Source organism: Collinsella intestinalis DSM 13280 (assembly GCF_000156175.1).
Taxonomy (GTDB): domain Bacteria; phylum Actinomycetota; class Coriobacteriia; order Coriobacteriales; family Coriobacteriaceae; genus Collinsella; species Collinsella intestinalis.
Genome location: NZ_GG692711.1, coordinates 151,559 through 171,568, shown reverse-complemented (window position 1 = coordinate 171,568; position 20,010 = coordinate 151,559). Strand labels below are relative to the sequence as shown.

Genomic DNA, 20,010 nt, shown 5'->3' with positions numbered 1-20,010 from the left:
CACGATTTATTTGCCGCTGTAGGAGCTTGTGAACGATTCGTTCACAAGCTCCATTTTGTCGATGCTTCTACCTGCGGAAATGATGGACCGCCAACACCCCAAATTTCGAAACCGTGCATAAGCTCCAATCGCGCATAGCCTCCAACCGCACGCGGCCTATCATCCGTGGGGTTACCGCGCACGGCCTCCAGCCTTGCACGCCCATCATCCACGGGCCCGCCGCGTATGGCCTCCAACCGCACGCGGCCTATCATCCATGGGGTCGCCGCGCATAACCTCCGTCCGCATGCCACCCATCGTTTACAATCTCCAGCCACGTGCAGCCTCCAGTCACGTGCAACCTCCAACTCCACGATGCCTGCCTTCTGCGGGGCCGCCGCGTATGGCCTCTGAATCGACAGGTCTTGCAGGGAGGGTGGGCTGTCTTTTGTTCACCGCGCGGGCGGGCGGAGGGTTTGGGCACGGTGGTTTTCCATAGGCCTTGCCTGGAACTGGCCTGAATCTGGTCTTCGTCTGCCCACGCTGGATAGATTGAGAACGGCTGCAAGCACAGGTCACGCGGCGCTTTCCAAAATTGTCTCCAACGATACGAGGCTCGTGATTGAAGATGCAGACATGAGCCTCGTGTTGTCACATAGAACTGCCTGGGCGCTACATCAGACGCCCTTGAACCCGCGTGATGTACGTGGCTCGCTGCCTGCTGAGTTCCAGACATTGGCACCGGGGCCGGTCGATATGTACCTGGTTGAGCGGGCGCGAAGGCTTCTCGTCGCGCGCGGTATCCCGCACGAGCATCTGGACAGGATGGACGTCTCGGTTCTTCGCGCGTGTGATCGAAGGTCCGGTCATGGCGTCTCAGCGCATGTTTGGTCGCATCCGATACCGCCCGGCGGGTTGCTCCGACTCGATAAGGGGATCTTTGTCGTTTCGCCGTTGCTGTGCTTGCAGCAGTTGGCAGGATCGATTCCCAGGCATGAGCTCGCCGAATGCCTGATGGAGGCGTGTGGGCGCTACGCGGTGCCGCCGAATGGTGACGCCATGGTTTCGCGTGAGCCGCTCGTCTGCGTCGACGATGTGCGTCGGCTTTGCGCGGATGCCGTGGGTCAGCGGGGTGTGAACAACCTGCGGCGGACGCTCAGATTTGTGCGTGATGGGGCGCGTTCTCCGATGGAGACAGCGTTTTTTCTGATGCTCCTGTTTCCCAGGAGGTTTGGGGGTGAGGGGATTGAGAGCCTTGAGATGGCTTATCGCATCGAGGTGGCGGGGGAGGCGCGCCTGCTGACAAGGCGTTCGCACTTCGAATGCGACGCGTATCTTCCGCAAGCGAAGGTCGATTTGGAATACAACGGAATTCTGCATGAGGAAGAGGGTCAAATCGCAGTTGATGTCGAGAGGGCGAACGCTCTGGAGGCTATGGGGTATCGAATGATGACGATCACTCGTCAGTCATTTTTTGATGGGGAGGCCTTTGGAAGACTGATGAGGGCTATCGAGCGTAGGTCGGGGCATCGGCAGGTACGCGTGGACTCGGACTTCTTGAAGCGGCAGGAGGAGCTGCGGCGGTTCATGCTCAGGAGGTATTTGGCCGAAAGCGGAGTCGCGGACGATGAGGCTGGCGCGCTTGAGGAGATGGCTTGAGCTCAGCTCTTACAGATCGTCCACCAAGGCGGTGCTTTTGGCGTAGGCGGTGCTCTTGGCTTCGAAGAAGTCGGTCTTCACCATGTTGGCGTTAGAGTACTGGCTTACCCATGCCATGTCTGCGGGTTCAGTGCGATACCCCTCGTAGAGTTGGCCGAATCCCAACGAGCTCCAACGAAGATTGCCCAGGTACTTGATATAGCCTTCGACCATGTCGCCCGTGAGGCCGGGAATCGCATCTCCCAGCACGTACCTGCCCCAGGCGATTTCCTGGCGCACGCCCTCCTCGAGCATCTCGCGCAGCATCGTCACGTTCTCGTTGGAAAATAGTTGCGGCTCTTCTTTCTGCAGCTCCAGGATGATGCTGCGGAACAGCCACAGATGCGTGTTCTCGTCACGGTTGATGTAGCGGATCTCCTGCGCGCTACCGGGCATCTTGCCCATGCGCGCGAGGTTGTAGAAGAACATGAAGCCGGAGTAGAAGTACACGCCCTCGAGAATGTAATTGGCCATGAGGACGCGCAGGAACGTGCGGGCATCGCGGTGCTCTTGAAACTCGTTGTACAAATCGCCGATGAACGTGTTGCGCGCAAGCAGATGCTTGTCGGTCTTCCACTGGTAGAGGATCTCGTTGCGCTTGGCCGGGTCGCAGATGGTGTCAAGCATGTAGGAGTAGCTCTGCGAGTGCACGCTTTCCTGAAACGCCTGGATGGACAGGCAGAGGTTCACCTCGTTGGCGGTGATGTACTCGGCGATGTTGGGCAGGTTGGCCGACTGCAGCGAGTCGAGGAATACCAGGAAGGAGAGGATCTTGTCGTACGCGGCGCGCTCGGCTTCGCTCAGGCGCGGATAGTCCTTGACGTCTTGGGTGAGATTGATTTCCTCGGGAATCCAAAAGTTGTTCATGGCCTGGCGGTACCAGCTGGACACCCAGGGGTACTTCATGTTGTTGAAGTCGTTGAGGTTCGTAGTGTTGCCGCCGATCATGCGGCGGTCGCGCACGTCGAGGTCGCCGTTGGGGTTGAAGAGAGGCTTTTTGACGAGGGTTTGGTTGTCGGTGAGGGTCATGATATCGCCCTTTCAGGACGGGGTGGATCGGTCTGCAGGCGTGTCTTTGGGCTTTTAGTATACGATACAAAACAAGAAACAGTTAGGCTATGCTAACCATCAACATATCGGTATAGAAGCCGAGAGAAACACCAGATATTGCGTTTGCGCACACAGATAGCAGGGAGAGGCAATGACGGAGACCGGCACCCCGGATGTGGGATTCATAAAGAAGCGGGACGGCCGCAGCGAGCGCTTCGATGGGGCGAAGATCGTCGAGGCGATGAGGCGCGCTTTCGAAGACGTGGCTGACGAGCAGGCCGCTGCCCGTGGCCTGATTGCGGGGCATGGGGCGTCTGCGCCGGCGGTGTCTGCCGACGAGCTGGAGGCACTTCTCGCCAGCATTGAACAGGCCATGGATCGTGATGCCGTCGATTGCGTCGAGGGGGTTCAAGACCTGGTTGAGCGCGCGCTCATGGAGCGCGGTCATTTCGAGGTGGCGAAAAGCTACATCCTCTACCGCCATGAGCGGGCCGAAAAGCGCGCGGTTCGTGTCGAGCTCGCGCGTGCCGTTGCGGGCTTGGACGGGGAAATCGCATGCGAAGAGGGCCGCGCGGCGGCCGGTGTCCCGTCCGCCGCGGATGACGACACTGCTGCCGCGCCGAAGGACCACCTCGCCGTGGAGCTCGACCGCACCCTCGCCCGTATCCAGCGCGACTTTGACGATCCGGCCTACGACTTGGCCATGCTCTCTGCTCGATTCCGCGCCCTCACGGGCGCCGGCCAGGATGCCGACGCGCGCCTCGGCGCGCTCATCCGTGCGGCCGTTGAACTCACCAGTCAGGAGGCCCCACGTTGGGAGATGATCGCCGCGCGCCTTCTGGACCTTTCGTTTATGCGCCATCTTGCCGCCACACGTCGCGAGCTGGGCATCGCATCGTTCGGGGAGCTGGTGCGCTACCTTACCGAGCGCGGTCTGTACGGCGATTATATCCTTGCCTCCTATTCCGTCTCGGAGCTTGAGGAGGCGGCGGCCTTCATGGTGTCCGAGCGCGATGAGCTGTTCGCATACTCCGGCCTCGACCTGCTTATCAGCCGTTACGTAATCCGCGCGCACGACCATACGCCCCTGGAGAGTCCGCAGGAGATGTTCCTCGGCATCGCGTTGCACCTCGCCATGAATGAGGAGCCGACGCAGCGTCTTGCGTGGGTCAAGCGGTTCTACGATATGCTCAGCAAGCTTGAAGTGACCATGGCCACGCCCACGCTGAGCAATGCCCGCAAGCCCGATCATCAGCTCTCGAGCTGTTTTATCGATACGGTGCCGGACAGCCTCGTGGGCATTTACCGCAGTATCGACAATTTTGCCCAGGTGAGCAAATATGGCGGCGGCATGGGTATGTACCTGGGCAAGGTTCGCGCGACCGGCGGGTCCATCCGTGGCTTCGAGGGCGTTGCGGGCGGCGTGATTCGCTGGATCCGCGTGATCAACGACACCGCCGTGGCGGTCGATCAGCTGGGTATGCGCCAGGGCGCTGTGGCGGTGTATTTGGATGCCTGGCACCGCGACTTGCCCGAGTTTCTCAACTTGCGTACCAACAACGGTGACGACCGTATGAAGGCGCACGACGTCTTTCCGGCCGTGTGCTATCCGGACCTGTTTTGGCGCATGGCCGAGGAGAGCCTCGACCAGGACTGGCACCTCATGTGCCCGCACGACATCTTGCAGGTCAAAGGGTATGCGCTCGAAGATTTCTATGGCGATGAGTGGGAGCGCCGCTACCGCGATTGCGTGGCCGACCCCCGCATCTCCAAGCGCCGCATTCTCATCAAGGACCTGGTGCGCCTCATTCTCAAGAGTGCCGTGGAGACCGGCACCCCGTTCGCTTTTATGCGCGACACCGTGAACCGCGCGAACCCCAATGGGCATGAGGGCGTGATCTACTGCTCGAACCTCTGCACCGAGATCGCGCAGAATACAAGCGCGATCGAGGAGGTGACGCGCGAGGTTGTGACCGAGGACGGCGATACCGTCGTGGTGACCACCACACGCCCGGGCGATTTCGTGGTGTGCAATCTCGCGAGCCTCTCGCTCGGACGTCTTCCCGTCGAGGACGACGAGGTCATGGGCCACGTGATCGAGACCGCGGTCCGCGCGCTCGATAATGTTATCGACCTGAATTTCTACGCGCTGCCCTATGCGCGCATCACCAACCATCGCTATCGCTCGATCGGCCTGGGCGTTTCGGGCTACCACCACATGCTTGCCCGTCGCGGGATCTCGTGGGAGAGCGAAGATCACCTGGCTTTTGCCGACGAGGTGTTTGAGCGCATCAACTACCATGCGATTCGCGCTAGCGAGCGCCTGGCGGAGGAGCGTGGGGCCTACGGGCTGTTTGAGGGCAGCGATTGGCAGACGGGTGCATATTTTGCCAAGCGCGGGTATTGCTCCTCTTCCGGTGAGGTTGCCGAGGTGCGCGAGGGTGCGATGGGTTCCGAGCGTTGGGGCGAGTTGGCCGAGGCGGTGGCGCGCAATGGCGTGCGCAACGCCTATCTTCTGGCGATTGCGCCCACGAGCTCGACTTCGATTCTCTCGGGAACCACGCCGGGCATCGACCCGATCATGCGCAAGTTCTTCTTGGAGGAGAAGAAAGGTTCGATGTTGCCGCGCGTGGCGCCGGAGCTTTCGCCGCGTACGTATTGGTACTACAAGCCGGCGCACTATATCGAGCAGACATGGAGCGTGCGCGCCGCGGGCGTGCGTCAGCGCCATATCGACCAAGCGCAGTCGATGAACCTCTACATCACGAATGACTACACGTTGCGTCAGGTGCTCAGGCTCTATCTCGAGGCATGGCGTCGCGGCGTGAAGACAATTTATTACGTGCGCAGCAAATCCCTGGAAGTGGAGGAGTGCGAGTCCTGTTCGGCATAGAGCCTCCATGTATCGCATGAGCGCGCTCGACCCCCGCGGGCCCATGTCCGGCCCCGCGGGGGTTACGCGTATCGATAGGGGGTTTATATGGAGCGGTCGGTAGCGTGCACGGCCCAGCCCGTACCGGGGTAGATATCAAGTGTGTGTTTGTCAAGTATCCGTATGCGCGTCAATCGGAAATGGGTAACATGCGTCTAAAAAATGACGCCCATACTAACTATGTGCGGTTTTCGATATACCTGTTTTACAGGTAGGATTTTTGTTCTAACGGCTATACTGTGCGAGATTGCCGAGCAGGGCTGTGGTTAAGAGCTGTGCCGAGGTTGTGAGCACGTCGAGAGGTGAGATTCGTGGCCGAGCAGAAAACAGGGCGCGCGTATGACGCCAAGGTACGCCGACAGGCAGTAAAGGTTCTTGCAACCGGTGCGGGGCATCGTGCCCTTGCATCGAAGCTCGGTATCCCCGACGCCACGGCACGTCAGTGGGCACGCTCCTATGCGGCCGGCGGCAAGGTCGCGGTGATGAATGCGGGGGCCACGCATCGCGTGTATCCGTTCGAGCTCAAGCTTTCTGCGGTCAAGGACCGTTTGGAGAACGGCATGAGCGTGCGTGAAGTGATGATCAAGCACGGCATCCCCAGCGAGTCGTCGGTTAAGACCTGGTGTCGTCAGTACCGTGCCCATGGTGAGGAAGCCCTGGTCAACAAGCCGCGCGGCGTCAAGCCGCGTCATGTGCGCGAGCAGCTGGAGCGCGAGCGTGCCGAGGCTGAGCGCGCCGAGCGCGAACGGGCTCAGGGCGGTCAGGCCGAGGAGTAGGTCGAGGGCCCGGAGGCGGTCCGGATGCGCCAGATTTCAAGGGCGGGCATCCTTTGGGGTGCTCGCCCTTTTTCGTGTGCGCCGGTTCTAGTACCCCAAGGGGATGCCAAGTTGGTATTGCGCCTGTTCGAGGTCGAGGACCCAGGTGCCGTCTTCAAAGGCCAGCTGGAACCCGAGGAAGGATTCGGAGTCCATTTCGGCGTTCTCGATTGCCTCGGCAAACAGCTCGCGCACATGCGCCTGTTCGTTCTCGGCGAGGGGCCGCTTGGCTCCCGCCTCGTCAGTGTCCAGCTCGCTCATATAGCTGTAGACGCTCTGCCGCAGCGTGGCGCGCATGTCGAGGAGGTCGGGTCCCCAGGTGTAGAGGTATAAGCTCGCGGTGCCCTCGTCGGTGTGTGCGTAGCAGGAGTCGATCCGGTAGCTGAAATTGGAGAGCGCCCAATCCGCATAGGCGTTCGCATCGATGCCAAGTTCCTCGCAGGTGTAGCCGGTGGTTTCCATCATGCTCTGATTAAGGCCATCGATGACCGCCGTGCGTTCGGGGCTCTGCTCGCTGGCGATGGCCTGCAGGTAGGCCTCGCAAATCTGCACGCAGGTGCGTTCGTCGTCATCCAGGGAGTCCATGTCGATTCCGGGGCTCGGGTCGTGACCGTCGTACGAGGGTGCTTTCGGCTCGATGAGTTCGGGGGAGCCTGTCTCGGATGTTAGGTCCGAGAAGAGGCCGCCTATGCCGTAGAACAAGGCGGGCAGCACGTTCGCCAAGACGACGAAGATGGCGATCGCCCGCACAGTCTTGCCCAGCGGTGAAGGTCCCCGCTTGTCTTTGGGTGCGGCTTTGGCGGCCCGTCGCGCGGCGGTGCGCTCCGCCTGCATCTGCCGCTTTCGCTCGCGCGCTTCGGAGGGGCTGGGGGATTGTTCGCGCCGGGAGTGATCGGCGGTGTCGTCTGCGGAGGGGGCCTCGTAATCGTCGCGCGTCTTGGTGGGGCCGTCGTAGGGGCTCCCGTCAAGGATACAGGTCTCCGGCTCGATGCCGTTGAACAGCCCGTCGAAAACGCCCGGTTCGTCCCATGGGAGGGTCGGTTCACCGGCGGTGAACGGATCGACCTGGGCGTCGTGCTCTTTGCGTCGTGCCATGGTGCCTCCCTTATTCTTCGCGGTGCCGGGGCTCCTCGCGTCTTGGGCGATGGAGTTTGCGGGCCTCGTGCGCGTGGGTGTATCGGCACAGTATATCTTGCGTTCTCGCCGCTTCGCGGCCACCGACCGTTTGCGGGAAACAGGCGGTATCTCGCGGCGGGTTGAACGGCAAGTGGGTATGATGCATCCAACGAAAACCACGTTCTAAGGACCGAACATGTTCTTCCTCTTCGATCTTGTGGGCGGCCTCTTTGGCTTGGCGATTATCTTCGTGATCGTTGGCCTGGTCACGGGCAACCTGTTCTTCGTGGTTAAGCAGCAGCATGCGGTGATCATCGAACGTCTGGGAAAGTTCCATCGCATCGTGGGCGCCGGCTTTCACGTCAAGATCCCCTTCATCGACCGCAAGGCCGCAACGGTGAGCCTGCGCACCATGAAGAACGGCTTCGATATCGACGTGAAGACGCAGGACAACGTGACCATCGGCCTGGAGGTCTCGGCCCAGTATCACGTGAGCTACGAGATGGGCACGCGGCCTTCCGAGTCCGGCGTGTACAAGAGCTACTACATGCTCCAGCAGCCCGTGGCGCAGATGCGCGACTTCATCACCGACGCCCTGCGCTCTTCGATTCCCGTCTACACCCTCGACGAGGTCTTTGCCAAGAAGGACGACATCGCCAAGGACGTGAACGCCACCGTGTCCGAGCAGATGGATGCCTACGGTTTCACCTTGGTGAGCACGTTGATCACCAAGATCGCGCTGCCCGCCGAGGTCGAGGACTCCATGAACCAGATCAACGCCGCGCAGCGCACCAAGGCTGCCGCGCAGGACCTCGCCGAGGCCGATCGCATCCGCCGCGTCACCGAGGCGCGCGCTGAGGCCGAGGCCATGGAGAAGGCCGGTGAGGGCATTGCCAACCAGCGCAAGGCCATCGCCATCGGCATCAAGGATTCGCTCGAGACCATCCAGGAGACGGGCGTGGGCAATGCCGAGGCCAACCAGCTGTTCATGTTCACCCAGTGGACGGAGATGATGAACGAGTTCGCCAAGAGCGGTCGTGCGAGCACCGTGGTGCTGCCCACCGATTTTACGCAGAGTGCGGGCATGTTCGAGCAGATGCTCGCTGCGAGCCAGGCGGTCGACGCCGCGCCTGTGTCCCAGGCGCCCCCGGTCCCGCCGGTGAACTCGCGCTTGGACGTGTAAACTGGGTATATAGCAACCGAAATGCAACGAGGGGGCCGCGGGAAACGGCCCCCTCTCCTGAGGAGAGGGGAAGCGATGAGCAGCTCGAGAAAGATGTTGAAGATTATCGCCATGGTGTCCGCTATCACGGGCCTTGCCATGCTGACGTTTGGCCTGGCTGTTGCCGGCGCGGGTCTGTTCGGCGGCACCGCGATTTCGGGTACGGACGCGGCGTCCCTGTACATGGGCGTTTCCGGCGTGTCGGGCCTGTGCTTTGTGGTGATGGGCCTCATGGGCATGCGCGCGTCGAACGTGCCGTCGCGTAGCGGCACCGCGGTCGCGACCTCGCTCGGCTGCCTTGCAGTCACTGCCGTGGCGGTGCTGTTCTGGTCGTGGCAGGGCTTTGTGAAGATTGACGTGCCGAATGCGATCCTGCTGGTAGTGGGCGCGGTTGAGGCGCTCGCCGTCCTGATGCTCGCACGCAAGGTCAAGAAAGAGCACGCTACCTGGCACTAGTCGCACTTGGGGTTATCCCGTTCGTTCGGGTGCGATCCTTGGACGCCTCCGGCTTGGGTGCGGCTCCTACCGGCCCCCGCGGGGTGCGGCGTCTGCCTGCCCCCCGCAGGGTGCGTGAGCTTATGAACGATTTTGATGGCAGAAAATGGAGCTTGTGAACGATTCGTTCACAAGCTCCATTTTTGTACGCATATCTACCTGCGGAAACAATATCGCCAAAATGAACAGTAGGGGGTTAATCGTTCATATCCTATCTTTGCCTATTTCCCATGCACCCGACTCGCGCGTTCAATGCGTCCGCGCGCGATCTGCCCGCCCGCACCGGGTCTGCACCAGGCCCGCCCGCGCGCACCAGACCCGCGCGCTACTGGCCTGCCCGCACTGGGCGCACGAACACCTTCGTCCAGCGGAATTTGAGCGCCCGTGCGAACGGGCGCTCAAAGACGGGCGCGGCGCACACGAGCGTGACCGCGGCTGCTACGGCGGTGACGGCAAGCGCGCCGGGCACCGCCTCGGCCATCCATGGGAAGTCGTAGAGCGGCGTGTGGAAGGTGAGCCATGCGCGGATTAGGCGATGCAGCACGTAGACTTGAAGCGTACGGCGACCGAGGGTGGTGAGCGCGCCTCGATGCTCGGGCGCCAGGCGGATCAGGGTGACGGAGAATAGCGCGCCTATCCCGAGCGCGGTGAGCTTTTGCAGCACTCCCATAAGAAGGCCATGCTCATAGGGGTTGTCGCCATAGACCATGGGAAAGAACCACTCGTGCGCATCGGGGTCGATCACGCGTATGGCGGCAATCGCGAGAGCGATCGCAACTGCGCACGCTGCTCCTCGCCAGTTGCGAATGCGCAGGATGTCCTGCGGTTTTAGGTAGTACCCGAGCGCGAAGTACGGCAAAAACGCGATGGTTCGGCTGATGGCGAGCAAGCCGCTCGAGAGATCGACCATGCCCCACAGCAACGATGCAGCGAACGCGAGTGCCAGGCCTCGTTGAGGGCCCAGATGTGAGAGTGCCGGGGTCAGTGCGTACCAACATGCCATGGAGACCAGATACCACGGCGCTGACGTGAACGAGAGGATGCGCGCGGGCGTGAGCGCGGCGCCGTTGACGAGCGCGAGCGCTACCTGGAATCCAAAACCGAGAACGAGAAAACTCAAAATGCGGTCGACGTTGAGCTTGCCTCCACGGTACGCGCCCTTTGCGAACAGGCCGGACATGAACACAAATAACGGCATGTGGAATAGGTAGATGGTGTCGAAGACTGCGCTGAGGACGGGATTCTCGTTGTGGATGGGGTGCGCTATGTGGCCGAGGACCACCAGGATGATGAGGATACCCTTGATGTTGTCGAACAGGGCGATTCTTTCGCCCCCGCGTTTTTCCACGCCCAACCCCTTTCGTTGCGCACGAAGCTCTCATGCTAACAAGACGGAAGCGCCTGCATCGTTGCCGTAAGATATCTGCATATATGACGTAAGCGGTCGGGCTCGTCGCATGCGGTCCGTCCTTGGGCGAGAGGGGCTTTTGTGAACCTGGATACAGTGAAGGTCGGCTTCATCGGATTTGGCAATATGGCGAGCGCCATGGCGGATGGCTGGATTGCCAGCGGTGCGGTTTTGGCGGAGAACATGTTCGCCTGCGCCGGCCGTTTCGATGCGCTCAAGAGCCGCTGCGAGGAACGCGGTATGCACGCGTTCGAGGATGCGGCCGCAGTGGTCGAGGCCGTCGACGTGGTGATTGTTGCGGTTAAGCCCTACATGATCGAGCGCGTGCTGGGTCCGGTGGCGCAGTTCCTCGCAGACAAGGTGGTGCTTTCGGTCGCGGCTGGTTGGGACTGCGAGGCGTATGAGCGCGTCATTCCGGGGACGCGTCATCTCTCGACGGTGCCCAATACCCCGGTCGCCATCAACGAGGGCGTGATTGCCTGTGAGAAAGCCTCCACGCTCACCGAGGCCGACCATGACCTCGTCTTCGCCCTGCTCGATCTGCTCGGTACGCCGGTTGAGGTCGAGACGCGCCTGCTCTCCGTCGCCGGAACGGTGGGAGGCTGCTCTCCGGCGTTCATAGCCATGGTTATCGAGGCCCTTGCGGATGCCGCGGTCAAGCACGGTATTCCGCGTGCCACGGCCTACCCCATGGTGAGCCAGATGATGGTTGGAACCGCCAAATTGCAGCTTGCGACTGGCATGCACCCCGGTGCGATGAAAGATGCCGTTTGCTCTCCCGGCGGCACCACGATCCGCGGCGTGGCGGAGCTCGAGGCGGCGGGCATGCGCTCGGCTTTTATCCGCGCTATCGACGCGATCGAGGGGTAGATTTTTGCAAGACGAAACACGGATGAAATCTTGTTGACTGCATTCCGCTAAAGCGCGATACTGCAACAGTCCACTTTAGTAGACGGGAGCGCATCCCGCGCGAACGTCGGAATCACAAAGGGTTTTAAAGTCATGCGTCATCTTTGCCTAAACATTCTCAGCATTATTAGCTAGCACGGGTTGGCAAGATGTGTCGCCCGTGCGTTCACGGGCGGCTGATAGCTGATGGGGGCCGTCGTATTGTATCGACGGCCCCCATTTTTTTCTGACTTTGACACTCAAGAGGGGGAGGAACTATGAACGGAGTCGTATTGATGGTGGTTGCCGCGGCAGTTTTGGCCGCAGGTTACCTGGGTTACGGAAGGTGGCTCGCGAGTAAATGGGGCGTCGACCGAGAGGCCCTCACGCCGGCGTGCCGCATGGAGGATGGCAAGAGCTTCTCGCCGGCGTCCGCCTTCACCGTCTTCTCGCACCAGTTCAGCTCGATCTGCGGCGCGGGCCCCGTCACGGGCACCATCGTCGCCATGGCGTTCGGTTGGCTTCCGGTCGTACTGTGGGTTCTCGTGGGCGGCATCTTCTTTGGCGCGGTGCATGATTTCGGCGCGCTGTACGCCTCGATGAAGAACAACGGCAAGTCCCTCGCCCAGCTCATCGAGAAGTACATCGGCCGCACGGGGCGTCGTCTGTTCCTGCTGTTCTGCTGGTTGTTTTGCCTGATCGTGATCGCGGCGTTCACCTCTATGGTCGCCGGCACCTTCAAGTTCACGCCTGATGCCGCGGGCGCGGTCGATTTTGCCAAGTCCTATGCCGCCGGCTGCGCGGGCACGATCTCGATCCTGTTCACCTTCGTCGCCATGGCCTTCGGTTGGGCCTGTCGCAAGTTCAACCTCACGGGCGCCAAGCAGTTCGCTACGGGCGTCGTCCTCATGGTCGCCATGTTCGCTGTTGGCATGCAGTTCCCCGTCTACCTCGACCTTAATGGCTGGATCGCAGTCGTCATGGTGTACCTGGTGTTTGCCGGTGCCATGCCTATCCAGACCCTCAAGCAGCCGCGCGACTACCTGACTTCCATCATGATGATCGTCATGATCGTGTGCGCCGTCCTCGGCATCGTGGTGCTCGGCGCCAAGGGCCAGGCCATCATCACCGCCCCGGTGTTCACGGGCTTTACCTCCGCTTCCGGCATGATGTTCCCGGTCCTGTTCGTCTCCGTCGCTTGCGGTGCGCTTTCCGGCTTCCATAGCCTGGTGTCCTCGGGCACGTCCTCCAAGATGGTCGAGAACGAGGCCGATGCGGTGAAGGTCGGTTACGGCGCTATGGTCGTGGAGTCCTTCGTGGGCATCCTCGCCATCATCATCGCCGGCATCATGTTCTCCGATATGAACACTGCCGGCACGGGTGCCCTCAACGGCGGCGTTGCCTCCACCCCGTTCGCGATCTTTGCCACCGGCATCGCCCGCGGTATGCAGGCGTTCGGCATCGACGGCACCGTGGCCACGGTGTTCATGACCATGAACGTCTCCGCCCTCGCCCTGACCTCCCTCGACGCGGTTGCCCGCATCGGCCGCACCTCCTTCTCCGAGTTCTTCGCCGCGAGCAACGACGCTCTGGCCGTTGAGAGCGAGAAGGCCGGCGCCATGAAGGTCCTCGGAAACCCCTGGTTCGCCACCGTGGTGACCCTGCTGCCCGGCTTGGCCCTCACCTTTGGCGGTTACCTCAACATCTGGCCGCTCTTCGGCGCCTCCAACCAGCTGCTCGGAGGCATGACCATGATCACCTTGGCCGTGTTCTGCAAGTGCACCGGTCGTAAGGGCCTGATGCTCTACGTGCCCGTTGCGTTCCTGCTCGTGTGCACCTTCACCTCGCTCGGCATGAGCATCGCCGGCTGCGTGACGGCGCTGCAGACGGGTGGCATGGCCGTTATGGCCACCTCTGGCCTGCAGCTCGTGTTCGCCGTGCTCTTGGTTGCGCTCGGCCTGATCGTCACCGGCAATTGCCTGAAGGAGCTGCGCGGCAAGGAGTTCGGCTCCATGCCCGACGAGGAACCCGAGTGGTCCGAGATGGGCGCCCGCGACTACCGCGCCGGCAAGTTCTCCGGTAAGGGAGAGGTTCCCGAGGGCGTGGCCGTTGAGGCGTAAAACCGCTTGACGGGGGCTTCCCGCGCGTGGAAGTTCGCATCATGACGGGTCGGTCGCAGTTGCGGTCGACCCGTTTTGTCTTGTCGGAGACATTGCCACGGTGTGAAGCGGGTGTCCGCCGCGATACGCTCGCCGCGCCCGCTGGGTATAATGGTTCAACATCGAATTGACCCGACTTGGACCGACGGTCCTACTAAGGAGTAATCATGGGCAAGGGTATGAGTTTTGTCGCTGGCGTTGCCGTGGGCGCTGCCGCGGGTGCCGTCCTGGGCGTCATGTTCGCCCCGCGCTCCGGTTCCGAGACCCGCGCCATGGCCGCCGATATGGCCAACGACGCCTGGGATTCCGCGCGCGATATGTATGAGCAGGGCGTTGACCAGGCCCGTTCCGCCATGGGCGACTTCGGCCCCACCATGGACGCCGCGACCGACGAGCTGCGCGCCAAGGTCGACCTCGCTCGTGAGCGCATGGACCAGCTGCGTGAGCAGCTCAATGTTGCTGTCGCCTCCGGCACCGTGACCCCTGCCGCCGACGTGGTGGTGGAGACGGTCGCTCCCGAGGCCCCGCTCGACCCCGCCCAGGCCTAAGCGCCCCTTCGCCACGCATATGCTGGCAGGTGATTTCGCGGGAATGAAGCTGTACAGGCTTCCCGCGCAGGACAAGAAACTCAAAAAGGACGGCACGCCGCGCGATCCCAAGAAGATGGGCAAGTTCCACTGCCCGGTGTTCACGCCGGATGGGACGCAAGTCGTGGGCTTCATGCTCAAGATGCCCGACATCGCGGGCATGATCAAGCAACCCGACCGCTTCGTCGCCTACGACGCAATCGCCGCCGGTGCCGAGGAGATCGTCGTCAAGGAGGATCGCGCCGCGTTCGACACTGCGGCAGCCAAGCGCTTGGGCATTGATCTGGACGCGTGTCTCATCTGGACGGGAATGGATGTGCGCACCGTTTCGGGGGAGCGCGTGGGCTACTGCGCCGACGCCGACTTCAACCTCCGCACCGGAAAGGTCAACGCTTTTATCCTCACCGAGGGTGGGGCCTCCAACGCGCTCGTCGGCCATAGGGAGATGCCCGCGAGCATGCTCAAGGGCTACCGCGACGGCGCGATGATCGTCGAAGACGCTGCGGCGAATCTCGAGTTCTCGGGCGGTGCCGCAGCCAAGGCAGCCGAGGCGAGCGTAAAGGTTGCCGCAAAGGCGTCTGAGGTGACCGCCAAGGCCAAGGTCCAGGCAAAGAAGGGCGCCGCCGTCATCGACGAGAAGGGCTCAAAGGCCCTCGATAAGGGCAGCCGCGCCTTGGGCAAGCAGCTCGGAAAGACGAAGGGCATGTTCGGCGCCTTCGTGAGCGAGTACAAAAAGGCCGCGGGGACCCCCGCCAAGGGATCGGGGAAGAAGTCCTAACCGCCGCCGTTGCACATATATGACATTCGATGGACGGGAGAACCATTGCCTAACTACACCACCTCCTATTCCACCAAGAACAAACCTCGCTATCGCAAGAACACGAACGGGCGTCTTTCCGGCGCCCGTAAACCGCCGCGTCGCCGCGACGCACAGTACCTGCGTCGGACGCAGGGCTTTGGCGGGCGTCGTCGCTCCGGCCACGGCTATGGTGGAAATGACCGCCGCCCTTACGCGATCATCGTGGTGGGCTGTGCCTTTCTGCTCTTTGTGGCGAGCATCGTGTGGTACGCAAATCGCGGCGTCGAGATAACGCTGAACGGCGAGGCCGCAAAGGTCCGCATCAATTCCTCCATCGAGCGCGTCATCCGCGAGAAGGAGCTCGAGCCGCGCCCGGGCAATTTGCTCGCCGTCGACGAATCCGTTCTTGAGAAAGGCGGCGGCACCGCCTGCACCGTCGAGCTGAATGGCAAGGCCATCGACAACGATCGCCTGGGCGAGGTCGAGCTTGCGGGCGGCGAGAAGCTTGAGGTCGGTGACGGCAAGGACATCTACGAGAAGCACGACGTCGAGGCGACCGCCATCGAGCCCACGCTCACCATCGACGGGACGGGTCCCCTGCGTTTCGTGCAGACATGGGGCGTGCCCGGTCGTTCCGAGGTCTGGACCGGCAAAAAGACCGGCATCGTGGCCGATAAGGGCGTTGTTGAGGATGTGGTGAACGCCGAGGTGACCTGCACCACGATCACGCCGGACACTAAGGGGAAGAAGTACATCGCTCTGACATTCGACGAGGGCCCCAGCTCGCGTACATCCGAGATATTGGACATCCTCAAAGAGAAAGATGCCAAGGCGACGTTCTTCGTCTCCGGCGATAAGGTGGCTGCGGCGCCCGCTGCGGTCAGGGCGATCGCCGAGTCGGGCAATGAGCTTGGCACCAATGCGTATTCCGACGTCAACCTGGGCGAGCTTTCTGCCTCCGACCTGCGCTCGCAGCTTTCCGACAGCTTTGCCGCCGTGAAGAAGGCGGGCGGCGGAAAGGTCTCGCTCGTGCGCCCGCCGTTCGGAGAGTTCTCCGAGCAGAACTGGGCCGATGCCATGGATATGGTGAGCGCGGTTGTTTCCTGGAACGTCGACTCGGGCGACTGGCTGCTGCCGGGCGCCGCGACCGTTGCCGATACCGTGGTCGGCTCCGTTCGCAACGGCAGTATCGTCCTGCTCACCGACAACGAGACAACCTGCGCCCAAACCGTGGAGGCGCTGCCGCAGATCATCGACCGTCTTCAGGCCGAAGGATACGAGTTCGTCACCCTGTCCGAGATGATCGCCACCGATGACGACCTCAAGGACCTGGTGGACCTCTCAAAGGTGAGGATGCCCAAGAAGGCGAGCCTGCCCGTGGTGCAGCAGGACTCCGAGCAGGGTGAGTGATCGTTTGGGAGCTTCCTCGAGCCCGGTTTGTTCGAGGTCCCGCTGCCTATGGGCGAGGTGTGCCCTACGAGGTGCGTTTACCATCTGCTGATAATGGACGTGCCGTCACAAGCGGACGGCATGGTATAGTAAATGCGGCTGTGCCCACGGGGCCGGCCGCATATTTTTTGCAGTTTGAGGGTCACGAGAAAGGCCTGAGGTGAAACCTAAACCCCGACCACACAGTCGCTGACCCCTGCGAGTGACTCCTTCGCGCACAGCGCGGCAGATGAGCGCCCGCCGGGGTGCATCTGCATATTGAAGGAGCACTATGAACTACTTTTCCGAAATGCTCAGACTCCCGGTCGTGGATGCGGCTGGCGAGAAAATCGGTGTCGTGAACGACTTGGGCATCGCCACGGGCGAGGTCTTCCCCCGCGTCACCGCGTTGGCCTTCCAGGGTCCGGGCAAGACGCCCTTCATGATCTCGTGGCGCAAGTACGTCGAGCGCTTTGACGAGGACGGCGTGTACCTCAAGTATCCCGCCACCGACATCCGCTTCTCCTACCTCCAGCCCGACGAGGTTCTCCTCGCGCGCGACATCATGAACAAGCAGATCGTCGACACGCAGGGCATGAAGGTCGTGCGAGTGAACGACATCAAACTGTCGGCCACCGGCGACAACCAGTTGCGCCTGCTCGGCGCCGAGGTGGGCGCCCGAGGCCTTTTGCGCGCCATCCACCCGCTGTTCGAGCGCGTGAGCGTGAAGGTGGCGCAGATGCTCGGCAAGCCGCTCGCCGAGGACATCATCGCCTGGTCCTATATGGACCTGCTCGAGCGTTCCACCAAGCAGATCAAGCTCTCCGTTTCGCACAAGACTCTCTCCGAGCTCCATCCTGCCGACATCGCCGACATCATCGAGCAGCTCGATCCGCGCTTGCGCACGCAAGTGTTCGCCCAGCTCGACACCGAGCAGGCGGCCGAGGCCATTACCGAGCTCGACGACGATGAGCTCATGACCGAGATGCTCGAGGGCCTGTCCGACCGCGAGGCGTCTACGATGCTCGCCACGATGGATCCCGATGACGCTGCGGCGCTCATCGAGGAGCTCGATTATGAGAAGGCCGAGAAGCTCCTGCGCCTTATGGGCGTCAAGGAGGAGAAGGCCATTCGTAACCTGCTCGGATACGAGGAGGATACCGCCGGCCGTATCATGACCAACCAGTTCGTGGCGCTTCCCGCCACGGCCACGGTCCAGGATGCCATCGACGCCCTCCGCGGTCTCGACGAGGACTTCGAGAGCATCTATTACGTCTACACCACCGATGTCGAGGGTGCGCTGACGGGCGTGCTCTCCATGCGCTCACTCGTGGTGGCCGAGCACACCGACCGCCTCAAGGACTTGGCGTATCGCGATGTGGTGTGGGTTGCCCCGGACCTCGATCAGGAGCTCGTGGCCGACGAGATGACCAAGTACGACCTCGTGGCGATTCCCGTTTGCGATGAGAACCGCCATATCCTGGGCATCGTCACGGTCGACGACGCCCTCGACGTTATTGCCGAGGAGCACGCCGAGGACCTGCAGATCGCCGGTGTCTCCGTGAGCGAGAACAACGCGGGCGAGTCTACGCACGCGTTCTCCTGGTTCGCCCAGCGTCAGTACTGGGTCCTGGTGTGGGCTATCGCCGCCTGCGCCATCGCGGCCATCGTGGTGACGCCGTTCGAGAGCCTGGGCCACATGGGCGAGGCGGGCGCCCGCGAGATCGTTACGGGCCAGGGCATGATGGCCCTCATGCCCATCGCCATCATGCCAGTGGTCCTGCTGGCGTCCATGCGCATGGTGTCTTTTGTGAAGAACAGCTACCTCGAGTACGACGAGCGCGACGACGAGCCCAAGCCCTATCTTGGGTTCTTCCTCAAGACCGCGTTCATCGGCATCGTGTTGGCCGCCGTCGTGTTCTTGTGCGGTGAGCTCATAGCGACGACTCTGTTCGCCGAGGCCAACCCCTGGGCGGCGAGCGCGCTGCTCGACTGCTTCAAGGGTGCCGCGGCGGTCATCGTCGCGACGTACGCCAGCGCCGTCATTTATTTCTTCGTTCTGTTCCGCAGCGACGAGAAGGACCAGAACATCTCCGGCACTTCGCTCACGTTCGCAGCGGTTCTGCTTTCCGCCCTCGCCTACACCGTGCTCGGCGCGGTGCCGCTTCTGTAGGGTGTGATCGAGGGCATGGAACAAGCAACTAAGAAGAAACTGACTGTCGCGGCCGTGCTGGGTGCCATGGGCCCCGGCCTGCTCGCCGCGCTTTCCGGCAACGACGCTGGCGGTATCGCAACCTATTCGAGTGCGGGCGCGAGCTACGGTTACGCCACGTTGTGGATGCTTCCCGTGATGGCGCTGCTGCTCATCGTCGTGCAGGAGACGGCGGCTCGTTGCGGCTGCGTCACGGGCAAGGGCTTCGCCTCGCTTATCCGCGAGAAGTTCGGCGCGCGCAAGACGGCGCTCGCCATGGTGGCGCTCCTCATCGCCAACACCGCGGTCACCATCTCCGAGTTCGCGGGCATTGCGAGCGGCCTTGCGCTGTTTGGCATTCCCAAGACGGTGTCGGTGCCGCTTATGGGCCTGCTCATCTGGCTGCTCACCATGAGTGGCAGTTTCCGCCGGATTGAGAAGATCCTGCTGCTCGTGAGCTGCGTCTTCGTGACCTATGTGGTCGCTGCGTTTTTGGCTGGCCCCAACTGGGGTGAGGTGGCGCTTTCCACGGTGACGCCGCATCTGATCCCTGAGCCGAGCTACGTCTCGCTGCTCGTCGCTACGATCGGTACCACCATCGCGCCGTGGATGATCTTCCTGGCGCAGAACAACGTGGTCGATAAGAACGCGGACGAGTCCGATATCGTCCTGCAGCGCATCGACACCACCACCGGTTCCGTCATTGCCTGCGCCATCGCATGGTTCATCATCATCACGACCGGCGCGGTGCTGTATCCCGCCGGCATCGAGGTCGCCGACGCCGCCGACGCCGCTCTCGCGCTGGAGCCCATCGCCGGTGAGTTCGCCACGGTGCTGTTCGCCGCGGGTCTTGTCGCGGCGAGCTTCCTTGCCGCCTGCGTGCTGCCCGGCGTGACATCCTCCGCGGTTTGCGAGGCGTTCGGTTGGGAGCGCGGCGCCGACCGCAGCTGGAATGAGGCGCCGGTGTACCGCGGCATCATCACGGTGATTATCGTGGCGTCTGCCGCGCTTGTGATCATGCCCGGCGTGGACCTATTCCAGATCATGATGAGCGCCCAGGTCATCAACGGCGTGTTGCTGCCCATCCTGCTTGTGTTCCTCGTCTTCATCGCCAGTGACAAGCACATCATGGGCCGCTTCAAGAACAGCCGTCTGTGGAACGTGCTCACCTGGGCGACCATCGTCCTCATTACGGTCCTCACCGTCGTGATGTTCGTCCTTCAGGCGCTGGGATACTAGCACG

The 20,010-nt window shown here is 62.1% G+C and carries 15 protein-coding genes; 12 read left to right on the top strand and 3 right to left on the bottom strand.

Features of this window, described 5'->3' with window-relative positions; all coding sequences use genetic code 11:
* The first annotated feature begins 597 nt into the window (after positions 1-597).
* Positions 598-1,638, top strand: coding sequence for a hypothetical protein (locus tag COLINT_RS07330; RefSeq protein WP_169302882.1), 1,041 nt, complete (start codon positions 598-600; stop codon positions 1,636-1,638).
* Between the two features lie 9 nt (positions 1,639-1,647).
* On the opposite strand, the gene COLINT_RS07325 is transcribed toward COLINT_RS07330, so the two are convergent.
* Positions 1,648-2,706 (bottom strand): ribonucleotide-diphosphate reductase subunit beta, encoded by a 1,059-nt coding sequence (locus tag COLINT_RS07325; RefSeq protein WP_006723827.1) that lies wholly within the window; start codon positions 2,704-2,706, stop codon positions 1,648-1,650.
* 172 nt (positions 2,707-2,878) lie between these two features.
* Here COLINT_RS07325 and COLINT_RS07320 point away from each other — a divergent pair, with 172 nt between their 5' ends.
* Positions 2,879-5,620 (top strand): ribonucleoside-diphosphate reductase subunit alpha, encoded by a 2,742-nt coding sequence (locus COLINT_RS07320; RefSeq protein WP_006723826.1) that lies wholly within the window; start codon positions 2,879-2,881, stop codon positions 5,618-5,620.
* A gap of 350 nt (positions 5,621-5,970) precedes the next feature.
* A complete protein-coding gene (locus tag COLINT_RS07315) occupies positions 5,971-6,435 on the top strand; it encodes a helix-turn-helix domain-containing protein (RefSeq protein WP_039910713.1) in 465 nt (154 codons plus the stop codon).
* An 87-nt stretch (positions 6,436-6,522) separates the two neighbouring features.
* Here the strand turns inward: COLINT_RS07315 and COLINT_RS07310 are convergent, their stop codons facing one another.
* Positions 6,523-7,569, bottom strand: a complete 1,047-nt coding sequence (locus COLINT_RS07310; RefSeq protein WP_006723824.1) for a hypothetical protein — start codon at positions 7,567-7,569, stop codon at positions 6,523-6,525.
* A 217-nt stretch (positions 7,570-7,786) separates the two neighbouring features.
* On the opposite strand from COLINT_RS07310, the gene COLINT_RS07300 reads away from it, so the two are divergent.
* Together COLINT_RS07300 and COLINT_RS07295 are read left to right on the top strand one after the other, a co-directional pair.
* Positions 7,787-8,773 (top strand): SPFH domain-containing protein, encoded by a 987-nt coding sequence (locus COLINT_RS07300; protein ID WP_006723822.1) that lies wholly within the window; start codon positions 7,787-7,789, stop codon positions 8,771-8,773.
* A gap of 93 nt (positions 8,774-8,866) precedes the next feature.
* Positions 8,867-9,268 carry a hypothetical protein gene (locus COLINT_RS07295; RefSeq protein ID WP_233418430.1) on the top strand — a complete coding sequence of 134 codons (402 nt, stop codon included), beginning with the start codon at positions 8,867-8,869 and terminating at the stop codon, positions 9,266-9,268.
* A gap of 364 nt (positions 9,269-9,632) precedes the next feature.
* On the opposite strand, the gene COLINT_RS07290 is transcribed toward COLINT_RS07295, so the two are convergent.
* Positions 9,633-10,655, bottom strand: a complete 1,023-nt coding sequence (locus COLINT_RS07290; RefSeq protein ID WP_156780381.1) for an acyltransferase family protein — start codon at positions 10,653-10,655, stop codon at positions 9,633-9,635.
* 141 nt (positions 10,656-10,796) lie between these two features.
* Between COLINT_RS07290 and proC the strand changes: the two genes are divergently transcribed.
* The 7 genes from proC to COLINT_RS07255 all read left to right on the top strand — a co-directional run bounded on the left by proC (position 10,797) and on the right by COLINT_RS07255 (position 20,006).
* Entirely contained in the window at positions 10,797-11,585 is a 789-nt protein-coding gene (gene proC, locus COLINT_RS07285; RefSeq protein ID WP_006723819.1) for a pyrroline-5-carboxylate reductase, read from the top strand.
* Between the two features lie 296 nt (positions 11,586-11,881).
* Complete coding sequence (locus COLINT_RS07280; protein ID WP_006723818.1) at positions 11,882-13,723, top strand: carbon starvation CstA family protein; 1,842 nt, start codon at positions 11,882-11,884, stop codon at positions 13,721-13,723.
* Positions 13,724-13,929: 206 nt separating this feature from the next.
* The gene (locus tag COLINT_RS07275) at positions 13,930-14,310 is read left to right on the top strand and encodes a YtxH domain-containing protein (protein WP_006723817.1); all 381 of its coding nucleotides are present in this window, start codon (positions 13,930-13,932) and stop codon (positions 14,308-14,310) included.
* Between the two features lie 43 nt (positions 14,311-14,353).
* Positions 14,354-15,127: a PRC-barrel domain-containing protein gene (locus COLINT_RS07270; protein ID WP_233418428.1), complete on the top strand. Its 774-nt coding sequence runs from the start codon at positions 14,354-14,356 to the stop codon at positions 15,125-15,127.
* A gap of 45 nt (positions 15,128-15,172) precedes the next feature.
* Positions 15,173-16,558 carry a polysaccharide deacetylase family protein gene (locus tag COLINT_RS07265; RefSeq protein ID WP_039910710.1) on the top strand — a complete coding sequence of 462 codons (1,386 nt, stop codon included), beginning with the start codon at positions 15,173-15,175 and terminating at the stop codon, positions 16,556-16,558.
* Between the two features lie 310 nt (positions 16,559-16,868).
* Positions 16,869-18,749 carry a magnesium transporter gene (locus tag COLINT_RS07260; protein WP_006723814.1) on the top strand — a complete coding sequence of 627 codons (1,881 nt, stop codon included), beginning with the start codon at positions 16,869-16,871 and terminating at the stop codon, positions 18,747-18,749.
* A gap of 15 nt (positions 18,750-18,764) precedes the next feature.
* A complete protein-coding gene (locus tag COLINT_RS07255) occupies positions 18,765-20,006 on the top strand; it encodes an Nramp family divalent metal transporter (RefSeq protein WP_039910709.1) in 1,242 nt (413 codons plus the stop codon).
* Positions 20,007-20,010 lie beyond the last annotated feature (4 nt).

What these genes read in the sequence shown, in the direction of transcription:
- COLINT_RS07325 (WP_006723827.1), bottom strand. Translation starts at nt 2,706, where the DNA reads ATGACCCTCACCGACAACCAAACCCTCGTCAAAAAGCCTCTCTTCAAC.
- COLINT_RS07320 (WP_006723826.1), top strand. Translation starts at nt 2,879, where the DNA reads ATGACGGAGACCGGCACCCCGGATGTGGGATTCATAAAGAAGCGGGAC.
- COLINT_RS07310 (WP_006723824.1), bottom strand. Translation starts at nt 7,569, where the DNA reads ATGGCACGACGCAAAGAGCACGACGCCCAGGTCGATCCGTTCACCGCC.
- COLINT_RS07300 (WP_006723822.1), top strand. Translation starts at nt 7,787, where the DNA reads ATGTTCTTCCTCTTCGATCTTGTGGGCGGCCTCTTTGGCTTGGCGATT.
- COLINT_RS07295 (WP_233418430.1), top strand. Translation starts at nt 8,867, where the DNA reads ATGTTGAAGATTATCGCCATGGTGTCCGCTATCACGGGCCTTGCCATG.
- COLINT_RS07280 (WP_006723818.1), top strand. Translation starts at nt 11,882, where the DNA reads ATGAACGGAGTCGTATTGATGGTGGTTGCCGCGGCAGTTTTGGCCGCA.
- COLINT_RS07275 (WP_006723817.1), top strand. Translation starts at nt 13,930, where the DNA reads ATGGGCAAGGGTATGAGTTTTGTCGCTGGCGTTGCCGTGGGCGCTGCC.
- COLINT_RS07270 (WP_233418428.1), top strand. Translation starts at nt 14,354, where the DNA reads ATGAAGCTGTACAGGCTTCCCGCGCAGGACAAGAAACTCAAAAAGGAC.
- COLINT_RS07260 (WP_006723814.1), top strand. Translation starts at nt 16,869, where the DNA reads ATGAACTACTTTTCCGAAATGCTCAGACTCCCGGTCGTGGATGCGGCT.
- COLINT_RS07255 (WP_039910709.1), top strand. Translation starts at nt 18,765, where the DNA reads ATGGAACAAGCAACTAAGAAGAAACTGACTGTCGCGGCCGTGCTGGGT.